The sequence below is a fragment of the Paenibacillus roseus genome, assembly GCF_016424485.1.
In the GTDB taxonomy this organism is placed as follows: Bacteria; Bacillota; Bacilli; order Paenibacillales; family Paenibacillaceae; genus Paenibacillus_D; species Paenibacillus_D roseus.
Genome location: NZ_JAELUP010000014.1, coordinates 68,535 through 88,314, shown reverse-complemented (window position 1 = coordinate 88,314; position 19,780 = coordinate 68,535). Strand labels below are relative to the sequence as shown.

The following is a 19,780-nucleotide window of genomic DNA, read 5'->3' as shown; positions in this document are numbered from 1 at the left end:
ATAGAAAAGCCCCGCTTATGCGGAGCCTGGATTCTCAGATGACGCGTCAGCCTTGGCAGCGGCGTCAGCCAACTCCTTGTCCTCTTGCTGTGCAAGATTCAGGAATCCGGCAATCGTGCGAGCCTCATCCGTCAGTGCCTTTTCCTCCTGCCCGATCTGATAAAGGCGCGCTTGAATTTGCGTGAGCCTTTCGGCTGCTTGTTGTCTAGTCTTACTTTTCATCGTGTTTCCCCTTTCGAATTATGCTGTTGTTGCAATCGTTCCGCCAACCAAGGCTCCTTCGTTGGTCGCTCCACTTGGCTGCGTCCCGTTCTTGATAATTTTCCCGCCGTATTGTGCATAAAGGCCATATTGCGTATTACCCGAACCGGTATTATTAATTGAAAACACGGTAGATACTCCGTCGGCTCGTATGGCCTGACCTCTGTTGGAGATTGTGCAGTTAGAAATATAAGCTGACGACCCGCGATTCACATCGATGCCGGTAGACCCGGAAGCGGTAATGTTTAGATTTTGAATCAATGCGTATTGAGTATTATTAATCGTCAACGCTGCACTTGCCGTACTAAGTGTAACGCTGCCGATAAGGAAGCCAGAAAGTCCATCAACTGTGACGGTTCCAGATATGATGCAGTTGCCTATAACGCCGGTGGATGACTGTATCCACAACCCATAGTTATACCCGCTGTAATAGCCACCTTGAATGTTTATCGTTTCGTTATACGTCCCGTCTGCAAGGTTTATTCTTACTTGTGCGTACCTTACGCCATAGCCCCTTCGGGCTTCAAGAAGGGCTTTATTGATTGTCAAAAAGGGCGAACCAGACGAAGTTCCGGTGTTAGAATCTGAGCCGGACGGGCTTACGTAATAGTTGATGGATGTGCTTGCTACCCCCGTTATTGTCATTAAATCCGAACTGTGCAAGCCGTCCACCATATCCGCATTAAGGTTTGTCACTACCGTCGTGCTGGTGACAGCCAGTGACGCAGCCGTGACTTTACCAGCAAATTCCCAATCGTTTGTCCCTGTATTGTTACGGGCCGTCCAAATTTGATTTGAATTCCGGCTCCGGAACAGAGTCAAGTGAAAATCTCCGCCGCCTGATAGCGGGCGATCCGCACTTTCCGTCGTAAATTCCATGCCTCCACCTTGTGACGTATTTACACCTACGTATACGCGCCCCGCGCCTTTAGTAGATGTCCCCATCGATCCTATTGCATAAATCGTAGCCAACTTACCGTCCGTGGAAAGTAATTGCAGCGTCAAGTCAGAATTTTGGTTGCCGTAAATAGTTTGGTTGTCGACCCCCGCCCGTTGTATCAAGTCGCTTGTGTGCTTGCCGTCCACCATATCGGCATTAAGATTAGTGACTACCGTACTGGACGTCACTTGCAAAGGCGCTGTGCCGTTGGCACCCGATAACGTTAGCCGCGAATGCGTAGGGCTGGCCGTTGTCCTTACGTCTTGGTCCAAATGGAAGCCATCCACCATGTCCGCATTAAGGTTGTCGTTTTTAACGGCGGACGATGTCTTATATGGCTGTCCGCTTGTGTTCGCCCAAAAACTCGACGAATTTAGCGTGCCGTTACCATCTCGGACTGGAATAGTTGACGGCGTACCTGGTTCCTGCACGTGGAACCCGTCAACCATATCCGCATTCAGATTCTCGACCATGGTCGTGGACACGACCATAAACGGCGAAATTCCAGTCGTTTGAGTTGAGAAGAACCTTTTAGATGTCAAGTCTCCGTAACTGTCCCGTACTGCCAGTGTCGAACCAATAGCGCCGCCGTTTGCATGATATCCATCCACCATATCAGCATTAAGATTTGTTACCAACGTTGTCGAGTTTACGTAAATGGGTTGCACACCTGTGTTCGCACTGGAGGCAAACGAGTTAGCGTGCAAATCCCCGGAAGCGTTCCGAGTCGCCAAGGTATTAGGTGTAGATACCCCTTGCGCGGCATGGAATCCGTCCACCATATCGGCATTAAGATTAGTAACTACCGTACTGGACACGACCGTAATCGGAGACGTACCAGAAGCCACCGTAGAATTAAAAATACTTGCCCGCAAACTCGAATCCGTGCCCCTCATAGCAATCGTGCTTGCCGTGGCTCCTGTGTCTGCATGGGCTCCGTCGAGCATGTCAGCATGTAATTTGTCGACCTTGAGCGTAGATGCGACTTGCAACGGCGCCACGCTTGTAGTAGTGGAAATGTATTGCACGGCTTGAAAGAACGAGTTTGCTATTACAGTTTTTCCTGACTTAACCTGTAACAACAAATCCCCTTCATCGATCTCGTTAGACAGCACAAGGTTATTCCCTCCGCTGACTCCGAAACCTAAGTACATGCCTCTTTTTGACTTATCGGCAAGCCGCGGGAACATCGCCAGATAGGTGTGGTCACTGCCACCTGAGTACATCTTAAATGAGTTTGTACCGTATAAGTCCAGAGTGGCGAAAGTGGCATTTGCCGCTTTTCTGAGGTCTTGGTCAAGGTGATACCCGTCAACGGTATCAGCATCGATGCCTCCGCCTGATCCCATCGCGGTCTTGGCGATAAATTTGCTGGCAGCGTCCGTTGCTGCTGTGACTATCGCTGCGTCAACCTCCTGCTTCCGAGCAATGTCATCCGTTGCGGATGGAGCTGCCACTTTTGCCCTTCCGCTGCTATCCCGCTTGATTATGGCGCTGGCAGTCGCAAGATTTGTTGCAGCGTCCAGAATAGTCTTGATCGCTGCAATCGTCATACCCGGTGCGGTTCTCCATGTCGCACCGCCAGTTATCCCTTTGACCATATTGGCCAGTCCGGACATCAGCCCAGTAATCGTCCCCGTATCCGATGTCGGAGCCGTTGCGTCGCTAATCGTCCGATTACCAATTTTGGCATCGGTGACGCCACCGTCTGTGATAGATAAGGTGCGGTCACCGGATAGATCGCCGCCACCGCTCAGGCCACCACTGGTATTAATTTTCCTTCCTTTCAGTATGTTGGCCTGTGCTACATTGTCATTAATCTCTTGCCCGATCTGGTTGAGGTCGGCGGGCTTGACCGTATCGTTCATATCCCAATTTGTCTTCGCCATTAAATCGCCTCCTTGACTGCCACTGTTTGCATCATGATTTGATCGGCTGCCAGCGGAACATGCACATCGTTGGAAGTCAGTACAATCCCCGCGGCGTCCTGTAGCTCGATCCGTGTAATAAGCGATACGTCCGATACCGGTACAAAATAATTTAAGGCCACGGTGCTATCCGTGACCTGTTTGACTCGAAAGTCTGTGATTTCATAGCTCCCATTCAGGACCACTTTAGCAATGCGCGCATTAAGAATAACGGCCATATCATGCAGCAGACTTGGATTGATCATTTAATCGGCACCTCCGTCCCGTACGTGGCAAATGGTATTGCTCCCAGTTGCCACGATCCATCCAATTTGTACCGCCAGTTTACCGACTTCATTGTTATTTTTTCATCCAGCTCAATCTCCACATCCAGAGCGGCTGCCTGCTGATAAACCAGATTGGCAGGCTTAATCGTCTCAACGGTATGAGCGATTTCCCCGAATACGCTGGCATTGCTGACGTTCGTGGTGATTGTCAACACAAGTTTCTCCACATCAACGGATGCAAGAGTCATCCCTTGACCAGCAAGTGCATCAAGCTGTTGCTGCAAGAATCGAATGGTAAACGGCGGCTTGGTCTGATAGCGGTTGAGAATTCGGCGGCGGCGGAATTCCAACGTTTCATTTGTTGGGTCCGCTTTGATTCCCAGCATTTGTTCGCGGCGCCGGACGGCTTGGACAGTGGATGATATTACAAACTGATCGTCAAGCTGTTGGGAGACTGCTTCACCTAATGCTTGCAACTCGGCGTCCTCTGTTTTAGCCAGCTCTATAAAATCCTTGATGTCCCGGTAAATGTCTGGCCAATAATCCAGAACGGGATTAGACATTAATGGTCACCGTCCCCACTGTTGGGATCTCGTCCGCTCCTAACGTCAGGTTAGCGGGCGAGCCATTAAGCCTTGTATCAGCCACATCCTCGATACCTGCAATGGTCAGGATACGAGCGTCGAGTTGTGCTGTCCGGACGACAAGCTGCGCCTGATTGGACCAGTCCTTCCGCAAATCTCGCAAGTAAGCAGCAAGCACAGCCTCCACATCTGCTTGAACCTGACCAGGCGTCATGCCGGCAGCAAGCGTCAGAGTCGTCTCTACATTAACCGTTAAGGATTGCACACCCTGAATCGTCACCTGATGACCGATCGGAGCCAAGCCAAGTCCCTGCCCGCTGTTGACCGTTGGGTCCATAATTGTCTGTACCTGATTGACGAGCGCCGTTGTCGGAGCAGACCAGTCGGCTGCGATAATTGTCACCTTCACAGTCCCTCCACCGTTCCAGGCTGGATAGACCTTGCAGGCTCCCACTCCGCTGATTGCATTGATTTCCTGTTTGTAGTCGGCCACATTACCACCAAACGCTGGCTCATTCACAGCGGAATAGTACCTCTCACGCAAGGCATCGTCGCTTTCCTCATCGGCCCCAGGAATAAGGATGCCCGCCAGTTCTGCTGTGGCCAGCCCGGCCACATAGTCGATCGGCAGCAGTTGTCCGAAAAATTGATTGCCGACAACACCTGGAGTCTCGCATTCAAGCTCAACAGATCCCACTGAATTAGCTGCGACAACGACATAAACAGTGTCCTCAATGCTGTAGCGGCTTCCGAGCGGAACAATCATCGGTCTGCCGCTATCATCCACAAAAAGCCCACGCCGCTTCGCCTTGGTTGCAGGGGATCGGCGTACACCAAACTCACCGGCACGCCGGGTCAAAAATTCCCCGGTTGCTGTATCCGCAAACGATAACGCGGCGTTCATTTCCAGCTCCATATACAGCTGCGCCAGTTCGGCGGCAGCCGGGGCGCAAGCGTCATAAATAATAGAGCCCTCCCGCTTGTCCACCGTGTCCGGCACCCGGCCGAGCATCCGATTTAGTAAAAAAGAAAAGGTATATGTTTCGTACACTACTCTGTCACCTCCTGAGAAACAGAAAATCGCCCCATCGTGGAAACGACGGTAAATTCCATTAGTGCGCTGTCCTCATTAACTGTCACCTGATAATTCTCAATGGCCGTGATTCGATCATCCTGGAGCAGGGCTTCATTGACCCAGCGCTCCAGCTCTGTCTCCGCTGAATTGATCTGCACTTCGGAACCATAGTTACTCGAGTAAATGAAATAAAAAAACCGGTCAATACTCAGAGTTTTGTATACGGCCTGTTTGACGGCATCCAATTCATCCACCATTCCAGAAACTCGGCCGCGGGCGAAGTCCAGCTTATAGGTCCGGCTGGGCTGTTCACTCTCATCAAACTCCGCATCTGCCAGCACGCCTCCTGTCGGTATCATTCGTCCACCACCCTGTCCAGGACGTAGTAGCTTAGTCCGCCCTGCACACGCAGCAGCGCCACCTTCTCCCCTTGCTGGAGTGGCTTTCGGATAAGATACTCCGTCCCGCCGATTGTAATTCTCTGTTCGCGAAGCGTCTCCGGAACAATTAAAAAATCCCTTGTGAGTGTAATGCGTTGATTAACGCTTACCTCTAGGGGAAACTCTTGTGTGACAGCCCCGAACATCATAGCAACGGGATGCTGTGAATCCACCGCTGCCGTACCAATTTGTTTGATTAGATCAACTAAGCTCATGAACCATACACCACCAAATCAAGTGACATTGTATGCTCGTCGCCATCATAATTTTGTGTGCATCCGTCGACGACGAATTGCTGTTTGATTCCCTTAGATTCTATGGCCAGCCAAATGACATTTCCGGCTCTAATCCGAATATCGCCCAAAGCTTCGACCTTGAGGGAACGCTGCTCCCTGTTTTTTAATGCCATGATGTTCTCCAGCATTTTATTGATTTGTGCCGGGTTCATTTTCTCATCAACGTTTTGGTAATACTGGAGCCGCCCCCACTTGGCCATTGTGGCGCTGTTCTCGGCGACATATGCTTCACGCTTCCCTGTTTTCTTATTATCTTTGTAAAGCTTCACCCTGTTGTAAGTATCCGTATCAATGGACCTCTTATCCTTATAGCTGAACATCAGGCTCTTTTCCCCAATCACGATGTCCAGGGCCAAGTCTTTGATATTACGTAGGGTCAACCTTCCGAAATCATCATAGAAAACAAACAATTCTTTATCGGCTATCAGGGTACTATCCAGCGCCCTGCAGATCATATCCAAGAATGGTTGAGCATCTTCCATAATTTTAGGGATCGCATACCTCGTGTCAGCCAGATCACCTGCTGCAAGCCCCGTCTCCTTGATTATCCTTTTGACGAGCTGCGTTGCTGTCGTATTGACCATTACGACGGTATCACTAAACATCAGGTACCGCACTTGATCGTAAGCCGTAATTTTAACCTCGTCATTTTCATCTTCATCCACCGTGAATATATAGCCATAGAAGATGTTCAGATCATCTTTACGGATACGAATTATATCCCCGCAAGCATATTTGAATTCGTCATCGGAGAACGGGGAGTTCTTGACGAAGGTGATGTCTACTATCGCGGCCTTACCGATCCGGGCGGTTTTTATCTTCAACTGAGATATAATTCTGGAGATGTTCCAGACGATCCCGTCTCTATTATCGACAAACACTTCGAACATGGAATCACTTCCTTTTCGGGAGCTTCAGCACCATTCCAACCTGGAGTTTTTTAACCTGCGCTTCCGTCAGATTGTTTAGCTTCATGAGTTCTTTCCACCGGGAACCATCCCCAAGCTGCAGCTGCGCCACTTTCCACAGGTTATCATTCTGTTTCAGCACGTAAGTATCTGGCGGTACCCGCTCGTCCGGGCGCTTGGCTGGCTCTTGTTTCACCTTAGTCTTACCAGTCTTTTCATCCTCCTCGGTGACTAGCCGCCGCACCGAGTAGAATTTGTACTCTTTGAGCGTAAGCGAAAAGTAAATATCCCCGCCGTGCCCGGCCGCTTCCCAACGTTCGAATGATTCAATACTGACTGCGATCGTAAATTTCAGGTTCTCCGTTTGAACGAGTAACCGACAAGGATAAATAGATTCTTGCCAGCCATTTATTTTTTTTACGCAAGTTTCAGGATCATTAAATTGCGTTATTGGAACTGATAAATATGGTGCATTCTTATCCGCAGGGAAAAAACTCTCGAAACTAACCTCTGCTAGTTCACGTGACTTTATGACGTTTACTTCCCCCAGGCCCACAATATCGTATGTTTGCCCCTTACCCTTCTTTTTTACTAGAATCTCCTCAGGAAGAACTGGGAAAATAAGAACTTCAGCACCATTGTTGAAACTAAGTTGAAGGAATGAATGTTTTACTTTCTTATTGTTTGTTTTTTCCTCTGCCATGTGGTTCACTCCCCAAAAAAAGCCACTCAGAGAGAATGACTTTAATAGAAAATATTATTTATTGATGGTATACTAATCCAGTACAACATGACTTGAGTGGGAAAGTATCGCCTCCAGAGCGGGGGTGGTACTCATGCAGTTTTCGTTGACAGAGGTAATTATGCTTGGAATGTTCTTCCTTGCTTTTCTTACTTATCTGAACAAACGAAAATAACCCGCCCAGGTTAGCGCCAAGGGAACGGGTTATTTTCTTCTGAGTTATGCTCGGAGGTTTCCCACCGAAAAATGTTGTGCGGGAGTCGGACGGCCATCCGGCTCCTATTACTATTTTAAGCATATCATAGCGGATTTAGTCCCGCAATATTACTTTTTAATGCTAAGCTTCTTTTCAAAATCGGCAATATTATAGTAGTTCGTATCAAGGTATCGTTTAACTCTAACGCCGTTTACATTAATTTCTTTTTGCTCGTCAGTATCCGACCAGCCATCCGGGAATTCAAAAGTAATTAACACGTCATAATTCTTGCCGATATTTACTACCTCGACGCCCGGTTTATCTTCACTATACAATCTGTTGTATTTAAAGACGTCATAAAACAAATCTTCCGAAACCCACCCCTGACTTAGTAACGGAGGCGGGGAAACCTTGTAAACCTTAGCTATTTCAATGTTCACGTCGGCTTCGTCGGAGATGCCTTTGTAGCCCTTGACTTGCGGCTCATCGATTTCAACCTCCGTATCCGGCTTCAGGTTGTCGTTCTTGCGGCCGGCAGGACCATCGCTGCTGCTGGAAGACTTCCCTGTGCTGATCTCCACACGCTTCTTATCAGCATTCCATTTGTAAGCAACTCCCGTTAGGTCTCCGATCTTGGCCAACGGAATGTATGTGGACCCGTTGTAATTCAGGATCGGCGACGTTGCATCTTTATAGATTTTGCCGTCCACCACAACCGGATAGTTAACCTCATTCAAAATATACTGCTTCGCCGCGGCCCACGCTGGCCCGGCATAAGAGATTGAAACCCCGATCAGAACGCCCGCTGCAAGTGTAATGATGCTCTTTTTCAAAACGTATCCCCTCCTATTAATCATGTGGTTAACATTATAGTACCAAACATTACCACGGGAGGAAATACGTTTTGATAGAGTTTCGATTTCAACTAGCAGGTCTTCACTCCTATACTGTCGAATATTGGATATAATTCAGTTCCAAATATTAGACATAAGAGGTGATCGTATTTTGAAAAATGATGCTTATAATTGGCTCCAAACTATTAACCGAATAGTTGATTCACCCGCTCAACAAATGATTGAAAAAATGAAAATGATTGAATCTCGTCTAACTCTCAGTGACAGAGTTCGAGATATTCTGCTCCCTTCGGATTCAGCTTTAAGAGCCGCGCAAGATGCAACACGATACATGGAAAGTTCAGCAGCTAATCAAATAAAAAGTATAGTCGAACAAGTCAGTGTGATCAACGATCCGTTCTCCCATTCTTATGACAAGTTTTACACCAAAATAAGAAATTTGCAAGAGGCTATACTTGATACTCTCCCCCTTGATATCCAGGATGAGGAATCCCAAAAAACTACGCCTGATGGGACGGGGATAGGTGCTCAGAGACTCAATATTCAGCAAATTCTTAATTTCGTAATTAACGTATTAATTCCATTGGCCTTAACAATTTATACAGGTAACCAGAGTACCGAACAACTCGAACGCCATCATATTGAGCAGATGGAACAAAACGAGCGTCATCATAAAGAAGCCTTGCAACAAAACAGTGAAAATGCACTTCGGTTAGAAGCAGCAATACAAGAAATGCTTAATGCGATTGCTAGTTTTGCACCGGAGCAGTTAGACGCTCCCGAAGCAAATCAGTCAACTCCTGCTGACGGTGAATAGAGTGACTATATTCCGCAATTAACTCCTGCCACTGTGTGGCCTGCTGCTCAATCTGTTGTTTATACAACTGGTTGAGCTTTCTTTTCTCCAAATCTGCCATAAATCCGGTTGCTATAATAACGAACGTGAATATTGTCAGAGCAAGTGTAATAATTCTCATAAACTTATTACTCAATACTTCCCCCTCCTAACCATTCCCATAAGTACCTTGTGCGCTGGCCTGAATCTGCTTTGTGATCTCGGTCTCGATCTTGTCAATCATGGAGTCGAGGTCTTCCCCGTTCCGAATATCTCCAGTTGTGATCTGAACCGTCGGCGTCAAGGTGACAAAATTCTGAATCGTCTTCATCTCCGCCAAGTCCCGCATAATCTTCAGGTCCTCGCTTGAAATATCAACCTTGTCCTCAATCTTCCCAAGCTTCTTCACTTTGTCGATTTCCTTCGGAGTACCGGATGCAGCAGCCTTTTTGTTCCATTCTTCGAAGTTGAAATTATTACCGGCATTCTCTTTGGCCTTTTTCTGGTTCTCTTCGTCGCGCTTCCTCGCGCGATCGTTGAGCATGTCTTTGACACCCTGCTCACGTTTTTTTGCTTTCTCTTCCGCTTTCTTAAAGGCGTCCTCTTTCTTGGCTTTTGCGAATCCTTCTAGTTCCTTACCGATATTCTCGAAGGAGAATTTCGCCGACAACTCGTACGAAGACCCCGTAACTTTGTTAACTATTTTAAGCACTTCATTGATGCCGGCGATAATGCCGTTGATCACAGCATCAAAGATTTTACCTACGCTTTTCGCCCACCAGCCAAAGGGTGTCATCATCGATTCGACCATTTGCCAAAAGTAAGCCGGAATTTGGTCAAAATAATTTAAAATACTATTCCACGCCCGCATGAGCGCAGCGGCAAATTTATCATTGGTCTGCCACAGTTTAACCAGCCAGACGATCAGACCAACAATTATCGTAATAATGAGTATAAAAACGTTGACTTGCATGACAGCGTTAAGTGTTCCCCAAGCCGCCGCAAGCCCCTGCGTTGCCAAAGTTTGCGCGAATATAGCAATCGTGCTTGCCCCTGAAGCTAGTGTGGCAATAGCTTGCACTGCCGCCTGGGCAAGCGTCGCTACCTTCCACGCAGTGAATGCTCCCACGACGCCCCAAATGACAGGCTCCACGGATGACCAATTCGCTACGAAAAAATCATAGACCTGCATCAATACTCCGAAAACTTCCGTCGCGACATTGGTCGCAGCTTCAAGACCAGCACGTAACCCATCGAAAAACGGCTGGAATTTACCTGCCTGGAAGGCAGTGTTCAGCATGTTAATGAGCGGCAGCAATGCCTGAACCGCATCCCCACCGGCATTAGCAAACATGGATTTAATGTTATTGTTCAGAATCTCAACCTGCTTGGCTGGGCTGGCCAACATTGTCTCAAATGCTGCTTGGCCCATTTTCTGCTTCTCAAGAAGCTGGTCAAACGCCTTGATAAAACCTTCCATGTCACCGGCCTTGCCCAACTCGTCAATATTAAATGCTCGGATATCTGTTTTGGACATATTGAAACGTTCGGCAAGAGAAACGATGTCGCCGGACATAGCTTCCTTCAAAGCAAAGGCTGCACCCTCAATTCCGTTCCCGGCACTATCAAAGGCATTCAGTCGCTGGGCCAAGTTATTGAGTTTGCTCAACTGATCCGTATTTTGCGTGGTAGAAAAAAAGGACAGTGTGCTCTGCAACGACTTGTTTACATCCTGTCCCGCTGCCAGAGCCTCGGCCTTAAATTTATCGAACATGGCCGAGCCCACTTGAACATCACCTGTCCGGGCCTTGAACATGTCCTCCATTTTAAGTTGCTCCATCGATGCGCCCACGGTAGCTGACAGCAGTTTGGCTGCTCCAGCAATGGAGAGATAAGTTGCCAGGATACCTTTAAGCCCACTGAGCCAATTTTGATTCCCTGAATGCGTTTTGTTGATGCCGCTGTTGATCTGGCTTTGTAATCGAGCGATCTGTTGTTGCAACTGTACGACCCGCTGCTGCAACTGAGCGATCTGCTGCAATGATCCCTGTAACTGTTGCGCAGCTCCCGTTGGCAGCGTCTGCCTAATTCGCCGGACAGCCAGCAACAATTGCAGCACAAGCCGGCGTAAATCCACCAACATTTTTTCCAAAGTATTCGGCAAAGTGATTTGTAACTCGGCTGAAATCGTACCAAGCTGGGCAGCAAGCTGTTGCTTGAATGGCTCAACCTGAGCGAGAGCTTTTGCAATGTCGATGGTTACCGTCAAAGCAACGGCCGCTGCGGAATGGCTCGCCTGCGCTCGTAGTGCCGCCAAATCGTCCATGATGCGGGAACGGTCCAAACGTGCCATAACTTCAATCTGGACCGTACCGATCATGCTCGTCAATTGCTGACGCAATGGACCCAGTTGAGCGACAGCCTGAGCCGTGTCGATATGCATTGGGATGGATACAGCCATTGCCGTCCCCGCCAGTTGGCCACGAAGGGCGGCCAAATCGCTTTGAATCTTTGAACCATCTAACCCTGCTTGTACAAGCAGGGGACTGGTCAGAGCCTCAAGACGGCTTTTAAGCTGGGCAGCTTCTTGGAGCGCCGCTCCGCTATCCAATGTAACCTGAATGGCCGTTGCCGCCAATGCACCACGAAGCTGCTGCTGCATACGGGCTATCTCCTGAGATAAATCCGCTGCATCCACGGTTACCCGAATATCCGAATTGTTCATCATCGATGCGATCCGCGCGCTCAGGGCATCAACTTGCGCCAGAGCTCCTGCAGTATCAATATGGAGCTGGATCGGCCTTCCGGCAGATTCACGCTGCCTTTCTATCGCCGCGATGACGGCTTGCAAGCTCGCCTGGTCTAATTCGGCCAATACCGGAACCGTAATTGTCCCAGCCTGGGCAGCGAGCTGCTGCTTGATCACTCCCAATTGTGTAAGGGCATGCCCCGAATCAATGGTGAGCTGCACCGTTAAGGCAGAAGCCGAATTATTAATTTGCGCCCGCAAGCCGGCCAACCCATCCATAATGCGAGATTGATCCAGTTGCAAAAGCAGAGAGCTATTGGCGAATACGCCGTCAAGCCGGCTCTTAAGCTGTGCGGCATCCTGGATGACTGTTCCCGCGTCTACGGTGACACGGACTGCCGTCTCAGCCAGCGATGACCTTAATTGCTGTTGGAGCTGGCCAATCTGCTGAGAAATGTCTGCTGCACCCACTGTTACCTTGATAGTAGACGTCCCTACCATATTTTGAATGCGGTTTGTCAGTGCATCCACCTGAGATATAGCCTGCGCGGTGTCAACCATAATTTCAATATGCCGCTGAGCTGCCGTATTAAGGCGCTCCGCGGCAGCGATCACAGACTCAATCCCTCGTTCGGATTTGGCAAGCGTATCTGTAATTTGGTCGTACAGTCGCAGGCTTGCCCCTATCGTTGCCATCAGTACGCCTCCTTACGTCTTCTTCTTGGCCCGAGCAGCCGCCCGTCGCTCTTGATCCACTCTTACATCAATCATGGCGTAAATGGCGGCCTTTTCATGCTTGCTCATGGCAATGAGCTGGTGCGGCAAAATGTGAAGCTCGTGGAGGGCATAGTAAGCGTAGTTGGCCTCACCGTCGCCCTCCTGGATTAGTTTTTTACCTCATGCACCAGTTCATTGATGTCCTTTTCAAATCCGTTCAGCTCTTGGACCTTGTTAATAAGGTCCGCATACTCGCCTGGCAGCAGCATCTCGCTAAGCAGCTTATCGGCTCCCAGTACACCATAGGATTTTTGCAAGGCCTCATCCTTCAGTGGCGGGAAAACAACGCTAGCGACAGTCAGCTTCGCGATATACTCATCGGAATTGGTCTCAACTTGATAGCCGCCACGTTTATCCCTAATCTTCCTGGTTGCTGATTTTCGAATTTCTTCATTTTCCCTTTGCTTCATACTGCGGATTTTCCAAGGGATCGGCCTGCCGTCCTTATCCTTAAAACGAGGGGATACAACGAATTCCTCCGTAGTATCGATTACTGCATTTTGTGCGAAAAAGCCTTGCAAATCACTCATTTTATTTACCTCCGTTAATTGTTATGGGATTTAATTAGCTGACGGAGCCTTGAACTGCTCCGGAATTTCCAGATCATCAAACGTAAAGCTGACTTCCTCATCTAGGGCGTCACTCTCCGTATCGAGCTTAGCCACGATGACGGAATCAAGGTTGCAGCCTTTCAACACAACTGTCTGTGCTCCGATCGTGGAGGTCGGGTCCTCATTCGTAACCGAGATTTCAAAGTAAACGTCCTTCCCTGTTTTGATGTAGGTGTACATCATCTTCCGAAAATAGGATGTGACGTAGTAAATCGTCATGCTACCGCTACCGCTCCACCCGACTGCTTTATGCTGGGTACCTCGGCGGCCGAGTGTCTTAATCTCGGCTTTTTCCTTCTCAACTGTCGCTTCCAGGGTTTTAATATAAAACAGTTCCTCCACCACGCCGTCCACCTTGGCATAGGCCCGGCCCTCTTGACCGGAAATGCTGTCTCTTGCATTCAAAAACGGCATCTATACCACCGTCACTTTCATATAAATTTTCTCTACTGCATCCACCGGCTGAATGCTGACCTCAACATATACGCTGTCAACAGCGTTGCCCGGAATGACGGATACATCTGCCTGTGGATCAAAGTTTTGAATCGCTGCGTTGTCTTGCAGGCTACCAAGATAAGTGACGATTTCCTGTGCCAGCAGCATTCGGCCGTCCGGATTATTGTCGACCTTGCCCAAATAAAAGGTTTCAAAAATTCGCTTGATATCATTGGCGATGCCGTCCAATACACGAATGACACGGTTTTTGCTGAATGCCCGTCCTTTGTTCGGCGTGAAACTGGTCAATGTATTAATATCCTGTTCGATTACCGCACGCCCGTTACTCGGTGTGAACAAAAATTCACCAGCCAGCAGCGCTGCCTCGATTTGGCTATTGGTGTAGCGCGTGGCTACGTCCACAGCATCGTCATACGCACTATAGGTCAGAGAGACATTGTTCGCGGCCCCAGCGGTTGCACCCGCTACCCAGGCTGTTGTCTGCGCGGGAGTCAATGTCTGACCATCAGACAGAATAACGCCGTTCTTCACACTGATGACGCCCTCATTATCGGCAACGGGGTAATTCTCAAGGACCGCCTGTACTTTGGCACCTTCTTGTTCCCGCAATCTCCGGACAAAAGCAGCATAGACCGCCTTAAGTGCATTATCCGTGCTGGCCAAAGCGACCGTGTTGAATGAGTAAAGCTCCAAGGCTCCTAAGTATGCGGTATGGTCGGCATTTGTCACCGTACCATCCGTTCCGCCTTGCAGGGGCACGCCTGCAGTAGTGGTTAAGGTGCTTCCCCCCGCAAAGGTGACCCACGAATTAGCTTTTAATCCAGCAGCATCAGCTACAAGTTGTCGATGCACATCGATGCCAGCGAGCAGAGTGATTACATCAAACTTACCCGGCTGATCAATGTTGGCTTGAACCACGATACTCAAGCTATTGCCGCGTGTTCCGCCGTGCTGTGCTGTGATTGTGAGCCCGCTATGGGTAGCCGCAGCCTTTACTCCCACATTCAAACGATACAGCAGCAGCGTCTGTGCGCGCTTGAGCGCTTCTCGTACAAGCAGCAGTTGCGGCGCCGTGATATCGTACCCAAGCACATCCCGCACGTCTTGTCCGGCAGCAATGCTGATGATCTGCTGGGACGGCCCCCACGGCAGCGTAAGGGCAATACTGGTCACGCCCCGATCGCCAGCGGCACCGAGAGACTGCGGAGCACTATTCATATTGATGTAAACGCCTGGTCTTACCTTGTTTTGACTCGTCCAAGTACCTCCGGCCACTTAAATCGCCTCCTGTGTTTTGAATCTATCAATCACGTCCTGCACCTCGGCAGGCGTATATAGTTGTTGCTCATCCAGCAGCGCGACCAGGATATCCCGGTCAGCCTTATACGTCTCTGATTGCAAATATTGCCGGACAGCATACTGCGGTGCTGGCATGGCAACCGACTGATCTGCTGTCGGCTGCTTATCTTCTTGCTCTTTCTGCTTGGCCATCTCAGATGCCCCTTTCTCATTTCAATTCTTGCTCCATGTCCATGGCCTGCATCGGGCTGGATGCCGGACGCTGACGGAGCACATGAAGGTCATACGACACAAAAAAATGGAGTACCCCATCCACAACCTCATGCCGGAGACCGCTGCCGCGAATCATACCATTGCAGTCGATGTACTCCATCACGTCATATAGCATGTCGGACAACTGATGAATATCCTCATTCGCTGTCTCGGTTCTGCCGGTCTCAAACCCGCGAGGGAAAAAATGAATGTCAAAGGTATGCTGCCGGATGTACCGGCGCCCCTGCTGCCGCTCCTGAACGACAGGAAACAACTTGACAAAAAAACAGGGAGGGTCAAGCCCTTGCTTAATCTCCTCCCCGTAAATCGGCACATCCGGAAACGCGGCATCGAGCGCACGGGAAACAGCGTGTCGCACATCGTTAACGGTAATCAGTTGGTTCACCTCCAAATACGGTCGAGGTATTGCTTCAATCGACGTTCCAAAAGTGGTGGAAGTTCCCTCTCGAGCTCCTCCACGCTGAACGTCAGCATAAAGCGTCCCTCGACCCATCCCATATGATTGACTGTTCGGTGTCCATACTCGACGTAAGGCGCGTAATCGACAGCGTTAAGTAGCTCGACGGAGCAACTCCCATTTGCCTCCCATACCACAGGCCCAAGCTGCCAGCCTGCCCGCAGTACCCCGCTATCCGATGGGGTACGGGGAATGACCTTGGCCAGCAACCGGTTGGCCAACTCTTTGACACAATTCTCAATAAAACGCCGGGTGTCTTGCTTCGCGCCTCGAATATTACCGAGCAGTTTCCGCAGCCCGGATACGTCAAAGCCTTTGCCTCCCATCACGCCGACCCTTTGCAGGTCAACATGATCTCTTGATGGCTGCTGTACGCCGGGAATGGCTGGCCAGCGGTGTACATCTCGACACGGCCCGTAGCTGCCCGAGTGACCGCCACAACATCGCCCTGCTGAACCTCCAACTCCGGAGCAATGAACAACTTAGCGTCATACTGCAGATTGTTCTGGGCTTCGGTCTGACCATTGCGGGCCAAGCCGGTCTGAGACAGCTTACAAGGTTGATCCTCATAAACAGGCTGCAACTTTTGCTCCGTCACACGGGTATCCGGGTTTTTGACGGACGACATATACCGACTGATCGTTGCCTTGTCCTCATACATCTTCTCGATGGCCCGGCGGTGCCGTCTATAATTGATCATCCGCCCCACCTCATCTGGCGGTAACGATTAAGGTCGACCCGGTAATCCAGAACAACCTGATCAATGACCGCTTTGGACGTGTTGGTGACGCCGCTGCCAGAGCTGCCGCCCGAAACAGAGGTGTCTCCCACCTTGATATTTGCCCCGCCGCCCACCGTGTCTGCGATTTCATCCGCGTTTGGCAGATCCACGCGCACAGCGTCAACGGTCATGCTGGCCCACACATACAGCAGGTTGTCGGGCAGCGCGCGGATATTACAATAATGCTTCATGCGGTGTTCAATTTCTGCGATGTATGTTTCAATCAGCGGTTTCCGAGCGTCGTCCAGCAGTTCAAGGCGCGCTTTGACGATCGGCCATACATCTGCTGCCGAAATCATTCTCCTAATCTCCGAACCGCTTTGGCCGCATTGAGCGTCAGAAAAACGTCTTCCTGAAGGTCTTCCCGCTGCCCTGCCCGATAGAATTCATTATCGTGCTTAACATTCGTGAGGAACTCGACTCTCACGGTCGGCACTTGAACCTCCGGTATCTCGCTGTTCGCAGTTCCTTCAGGCGCACCTGACTGTTGCTCCTTGTGCTGCTCTTGTTGTTCTGTTTCTGTCTCTGGTTTCGTTTTCGACATTGTTCATTCTCCTTCCAGAATTAAAATAGGAGAGACATTAGCCTCTCCTTATGCCACCTTGGCAATAAACACTGTATCCATCGTTTCAAAAGATGGAAGTACGATCTCAGACACGATCGTTTCCACGTTGACCGGATGCGGCTCTTTAATAGTGGTGATCGCTACGCCAGTATTGACAATAGCTACCTCAGCAGCCTTTGCACCAGCCAGTAAATCGGCTTCCTCTGGGGTTGTGCCGTACCAAGTGTTACCGAGGTTGCCGTCCGGAATCAACGTGAAGAAATCATCCGGGTAGAATTGATGCGTGCTGCCATCCTGCAAGGCGTAAATTTTGTTGTATACGGCAACCGTGATACCCAGTTTGTTCTGAAGATATGTCCGCAGGAGCGCGTCAGTCATAATGACGTTCTGCCCACCGATCGGATTCATATCAAGCCTGATGGACGGATGCTGCATCAAGTAGCCCCATGTCTTCTCCGTGCAGATCGCACGGGTCAAAGTGGCCCCTGTGTCTCCGTTAATGACTCTCTTCCAGCGCTGAATGTCTTGGACTGGTGTGCTGGTTGGGTCACTCCACTTTGCTGAGCCAGTGAGCGTTTCTTTATGGCTGCCAGCAAATCCGTAGTTGTAGTCATAATCCTGTCGTGTCTGGTTGGACGTGATGCGGATATGACCACTGGACAGCAGCTGCATAATCATGCGTTCGGGAATGACTTGGGCACCAGCAACAAGTTGTGCACGATCATCAAAAATTTGCGTAATCATCGGCATGATGTACTGGTCGTTACTGTTATCTTGCAAACGTAGAAGCTCCTGACGGTCCTTTTCTCCCAGCCTCATTGCCTCGCGGAAAAATGGCATCTCGGTCTCTACTTTACTAAAACCGATACGGTCCCGCAGCGTTGCTTTAGCGTCGAATGCGGACGGCTGCAGCGAGACAGGCACGCCTCGCGCCCCCTTGATCCAGCTCAGGTCCAGTCCCAACTTCTTGCGTGACGGGAACAACGTAGCCCCCAGATACGGGATATTATTACTTGGGTTGTTGGTGACATAGGAAGCAATCGCCCCCGCTGTCACATAATCAAAAATTGTAGGCATATGTTTCAGTTCTCCTTCCCGCCATTAGGCGATAAATGTGATTTGTTTAAGTGCAGTAGCAGCGGCGGTTACCGGTGCTTCCGGTATTTTGGCCAAGTCGATGTAGCCGTGAATCAATAGGGCACCAGGCGCCGGGCCATAGGTCACGTCAACATCATTAAACAAGACGCCTTCTGCTCCTACATCGTTTTTCTTGACCGCCAATTTCGTGGCATCGGAAATTACACCGCCGCCCATGATCGTACCAGCAGGAACAATCTTTTTGCCGTCAGCGTTTGCTGTTACTCCCGTGTTATCAACGGTGATCGGTATCGTAACGTAATGATCCGGGAATTTGAGGATTCCTTTTCGATTGCCATACGTCGTGGTTACAAACTTGCTCATAGATTATCAGCCTCCAAAATATGATTTTTGCGCATCGGACGTCGAAGCGTTGGCTTTTGCGTATTCGGCGATCTGCTTTCCGAAGTCAGCCGCTTTGTCTTTGCCGCTACCACCACTTCCACCGGAACCGCCACTCTCGAACGGATTCGTGCCGCGGAACTGGAATTGGCCAGCTCCGCTATCCTCTGGAATGAACAAATAAGCCTTGCTGGTCTGCAGGCCTTTGATTTGGTCGTCCAGTCCGGCCTTAACACTACCGTTCTCGTCCAGCTCGATTTTAGTCGTATCGAGCAGCCGGGTGACATCGTCCGGATCGTGAACCTTTCCGGCGAGCGCCAACTTCACGGCGGTATTCAGCTTGAGAGTAGCAGCCTCAGTCTCATACTTTTCCTTGGCAGCTTTATTCTCGGTCTGAAGGGATTCGATTTTCTTCGTAAGCTCCGCAGCATCGCCACTGGACTTTTTCAGCTCCTCCAGTTGCTTGTCACGGTCCTTCAGATCATCCTCGGCTTTCTTTTTCGATGTATTCACCTCGTCAAATCGAGCCTTCGGAATGAATCCCTTCAGTTCCTCGGCTGAAGCAGTCGCGGCTTTTGTGGCCTGTTCCTCCGTCAGTCCTAATGCGATAAACTCTTCCTTTGTCATATGTGATCCTCCTATTCATCTTCGCTTTTTACCCGGTTGCGTCCGGTGATGAGCCAGTTTTTTCGTCTACCAGCCAAAGACGGCAAAGGCCCCGGCAGTCTCAGCCGGAGCCCATCATTCTACAAGTTCATATTCCGTTTCCAATGCTTCCCGGGTGCAAACCCGAAGCGAGCCGTCCGCTCCTTTTACGATAAGTTCACCAAGTTTGGCCACCAGCACGCTGTATGCGCCCCGGATGACGCGCAACTGCACCCCATCGCTGGTATACTCAACGCTGATCGGCCACCCTGTAAACTCAATGATCGCCTGGTGGTTACCGGCCGTGTTGTCGAATTTAATTGTCTGGACGTATACATTCTTTTTGTAGAGCTTGACCACTAT

Annotated in this window: 26 protein-coding genes; 1 reads left to right on the top strand and 25 read right to left on the bottom strand. The window is 49.8% G+C overall.

The window, feature by feature from the left end:
- Positions 1-15: 15 nt before the first annotated feature.
- The 10 genes from JFN88_RS06095 to JFN88_RS06050 form a co-directional block, all read right to left on the bottom strand.
- Positions 16-222 (bottom strand): hypothetical protein, encoded by a 207-nt coding sequence (locus JFN88_RS06095; protein ID WP_199018443.1) that lies wholly within the window; start codon positions 220-222, stop codon positions 16-18.
- 18 nt (positions 223-240) lie between these two features.
- Positions 241-3,090 carry a right-handed parallel beta-helix repeat-containing protein gene (locus JFN88_RS06090; RefSeq protein WP_199018487.1) on the bottom strand — a complete coding sequence of 950 codons (2,850 nt, stop codon included), beginning with the start codon at positions 3,088-3,090 and terminating at the stop codon, positions 241-243.
- Positions 3,090-3,374, bottom strand: coding sequence for a ketopantoate hydroxymethyltransferase (locus JFN88_RS06085; RefSeq protein WP_199018442.1), 285 nt, complete (start codon positions 3,372-3,374; stop codon positions 3,090-3,092). The genes JFN88_RS06090 and JFN88_RS06085 overlap by 1 nt, the downstream gene beginning before the upstream one ends.
- Positions 3,371-3,958 (bottom strand): putative phage tail protein, encoded by a 588-nt coding sequence (locus JFN88_RS06080; RefSeq protein ID WP_199018441.1) that lies wholly within the window; start codon positions 3,956-3,958, stop codon positions 3,371-3,373. The genes JFN88_RS06085 and JFN88_RS06080 overlap by 4 nt, the downstream gene beginning before the upstream one ends.
- Positions 3,951-5,030 carry a baseplate J/gp47 family protein gene (locus JFN88_RS06075; RefSeq protein WP_199018440.1) on the bottom strand — a complete coding sequence of 360 codons (1,080 nt, stop codon included), beginning with the start codon at positions 5,028-5,030 and terminating at the stop codon, positions 3,951-3,953. The genes JFN88_RS06080 and JFN88_RS06075 overlap by 8 nt, the downstream gene beginning before the upstream one ends.
- Positions 5,030-5,413: a DUF2634 domain-containing protein gene (locus JFN88_RS06070; protein WP_199018439.1), complete on the bottom strand. Its 384-nt coding sequence runs from the start codon at positions 5,411-5,413 to the stop codon at positions 5,030-5,032. The genes JFN88_RS06075 and JFN88_RS06070 overlap by 1 nt, the downstream gene beginning before the upstream one ends.
- On the bottom strand, positions 5,410-5,709 hold the full coding sequence (locus JFN88_RS06065) for a DUF2577 domain-containing protein (RefSeq protein WP_199018438.1): 300 nt from the start codon (positions 5,707-5,709) through the stop codon (positions 5,410-5,412). Before JFN88_RS06065 ends, JFN88_RS06070 begins: the two co-directional genes overlap by 4 nt.
- A complete protein-coding gene (locus tag JFN88_RS06060) occupies positions 5,706-6,680 on the bottom strand; it encodes an XkdQ/YqbQ family protein (RefSeq protein WP_199018437.1) in 975 nt (324 codons plus the stop codon). The genes JFN88_RS06065 and JFN88_RS06060 overlap by 4 nt, the downstream gene beginning before the upstream one ends.
- Positions 6,681-6,684: 4 nt before the next feature.
- Positions 6,685-7,401 (bottom strand): LysM peptidoglycan-binding domain-containing protein, encoded by a 717-nt coding sequence (locus JFN88_RS06055; protein ID WP_199018436.1) that lies wholly within the window; start codon positions 7,399-7,401, stop codon positions 6,685-6,687.
- 363 nt (positions 7,402-7,764) lie between these two features.
- Positions 7,765-8,469, bottom strand: a complete 705-nt coding sequence (locus JFN88_RS06050; protein WP_199018435.1) for a hypothetical protein — start codon at positions 8,467-8,469, stop codon at positions 7,765-7,767.
- Between the two features lie 172 nt (positions 8,470-8,641).
- On the opposite strand from JFN88_RS06050, the gene JFN88_RS06045 reads away from it, so the two are divergent.
- Complete coding sequence (locus tag JFN88_RS06045; RefSeq protein WP_199018434.1) at positions 8,642-9,307, top strand: hypothetical protein; 666 nt, start codon at positions 8,642-8,644, stop codon at positions 9,305-9,307.
- On the opposite strand, the gene JFN88_RS06040 is transcribed toward JFN88_RS06045, so the two are convergent.
- From JFN88_RS06040 to JFN88_RS05970, 15 genes are all read right to left on the bottom strand, one after another.
- On the bottom strand, positions 9,240-9,482 hold the full coding sequence (locus tag JFN88_RS06040; RefSeq protein ID WP_199018433.1) for a PDDEXK family nuclease: 243 nt from the start codon (positions 9,480-9,482) through the stop codon (positions 9,240-9,242). The two genes, JFN88_RS06045 and JFN88_RS06040, sit on opposite strands and share 68 nt — an antisense overlap.
- Positions 9,483-9,494: 12 nt before the next feature.
- Positions 9,495-12,770 carry a phage tail family protein gene (locus JFN88_RS06035; RefSeq protein ID WP_199018432.1) on the bottom strand — a complete coding sequence of 1,092 codons (3,276 nt, stop codon included), beginning with the start codon at positions 12,768-12,770 and terminating at the stop codon, positions 9,495-9,497.
- A gap of 188 nt (positions 12,771-12,958) precedes the next feature.
- Positions 12,959-13,381, bottom strand: coding sequence for a phage tail assembly chaperone (locus tag JFN88_RS06030; RefSeq protein WP_199018431.1), 423 nt, complete (start codon positions 13,379-13,381; stop codon positions 12,959-12,961).
- Between the two features lie 30 nt (positions 13,382-13,411).
- Complete coding sequence (locus JFN88_RS06025; RefSeq protein WP_199018430.1) at positions 13,412-13,876, bottom strand: phage tail tube protein; 465 nt, start codon at positions 13,874-13,876, stop codon at positions 13,412-13,414.
- On the bottom strand, positions 13,877-15,193 hold the full coding sequence (locus JFN88_RS06020; RefSeq protein WP_199018429.1) for a phage tail sheath family protein: 1,317 nt from the start codon (positions 15,191-15,193) through the stop codon (positions 13,877-13,879).
- Positions 15,194-15,409, bottom strand: a complete 216-nt coding sequence (locus JFN88_RS06015; protein ID WP_199018428.1) for a hypothetical protein — start codon at positions 15,407-15,409, stop codon at positions 15,194-15,196.
- A gap of 16 nt (positions 15,410-15,425) precedes the next feature.
- Entirely contained in the window at positions 15,426-15,875 is a 450-nt protein-coding gene (locus tag JFN88_RS06010) for a phage tail terminator family protein (protein ID WP_332908440.1), read from the bottom strand.
- The gene (locus tag JFN88_RS06005) at positions 15,872-16,273 is read right to left on the bottom strand and encodes an HK97 gp10 family phage protein (RefSeq protein ID WP_199018426.1); all 402 of its coding nucleotides are present in this window, start codon (positions 16,271-16,273) and stop codon (positions 15,872-15,874) included. Before JFN88_RS06005 ends, JFN88_RS06010 begins: the two co-directional genes overlap by 4 nt.
- The gene (locus tag JFN88_RS06000) at positions 16,273-16,647 is read right to left on the bottom strand and encodes a DUF6093 family protein (protein ID WP_199018425.1); all 375 of its coding nucleotides are present in this window, start codon (positions 16,645-16,647) and stop codon (positions 16,273-16,275) included. The genes JFN88_RS06005 and JFN88_RS06000 overlap by 1 nt, the downstream gene beginning before the upstream one ends.
- Positions 16,644-17,027, bottom strand: coding sequence for a DNA-packaging protein (locus JFN88_RS05995; protein WP_233167431.1), 384 nt, complete (start codon positions 17,025-17,027; stop codon positions 16,644-16,646). The genes JFN88_RS06000 and JFN88_RS05995 overlap by 4 nt, the downstream gene beginning before the upstream one ends.
- Positions 17,024-17,272, bottom strand: a complete 249-nt coding sequence (locus JFN88_RS05990) for a hypothetical protein (RefSeq protein ID WP_199018424.1) — start codon at positions 17,270-17,272, stop codon at positions 17,024-17,026. The genes JFN88_RS05995 and JFN88_RS05990 overlap by 4 nt, the downstream gene beginning before the upstream one ends.
- A 48-nt stretch (positions 17,273-17,320) precedes the next feature.
- Positions 17,321-18,370 (bottom strand): major capsid protein, encoded by a 1,050-nt coding sequence (locus JFN88_RS05985; RefSeq protein WP_199018423.1) that lies wholly within the window; start codon positions 18,368-18,370, stop codon positions 17,321-17,323.
- A gap of 24 nt (positions 18,371-18,394) precedes the next feature.
- Complete coding sequence (locus JFN88_RS05980) at positions 18,395-18,754, bottom strand: hypothetical protein (RefSeq protein ID WP_199018422.1); 360 nt, start codon at positions 18,752-18,754, stop codon at positions 18,395-18,397.
- A gap of 6 nt (positions 18,755-18,760) precedes the next feature.
- Positions 18,761-19,399 (bottom strand): phage scaffolding protein, encoded by a 639-nt coding sequence (locus JFN88_RS05975; protein ID WP_199018421.1) that lies wholly within the window; start codon positions 19,397-19,399, stop codon positions 18,761-18,763.
- Between the two features lie 114 nt (positions 19,400-19,513).
- Positions 19,514-19,777, bottom strand: a complete 264-nt coding sequence (locus JFN88_RS05970) for a hypothetical protein (RefSeq protein ID WP_199018415.1) — start codon at positions 19,775-19,777, stop codon at positions 19,514-19,516.
- Positions 19,778-19,780: the final 3 nt, after the last annotated feature.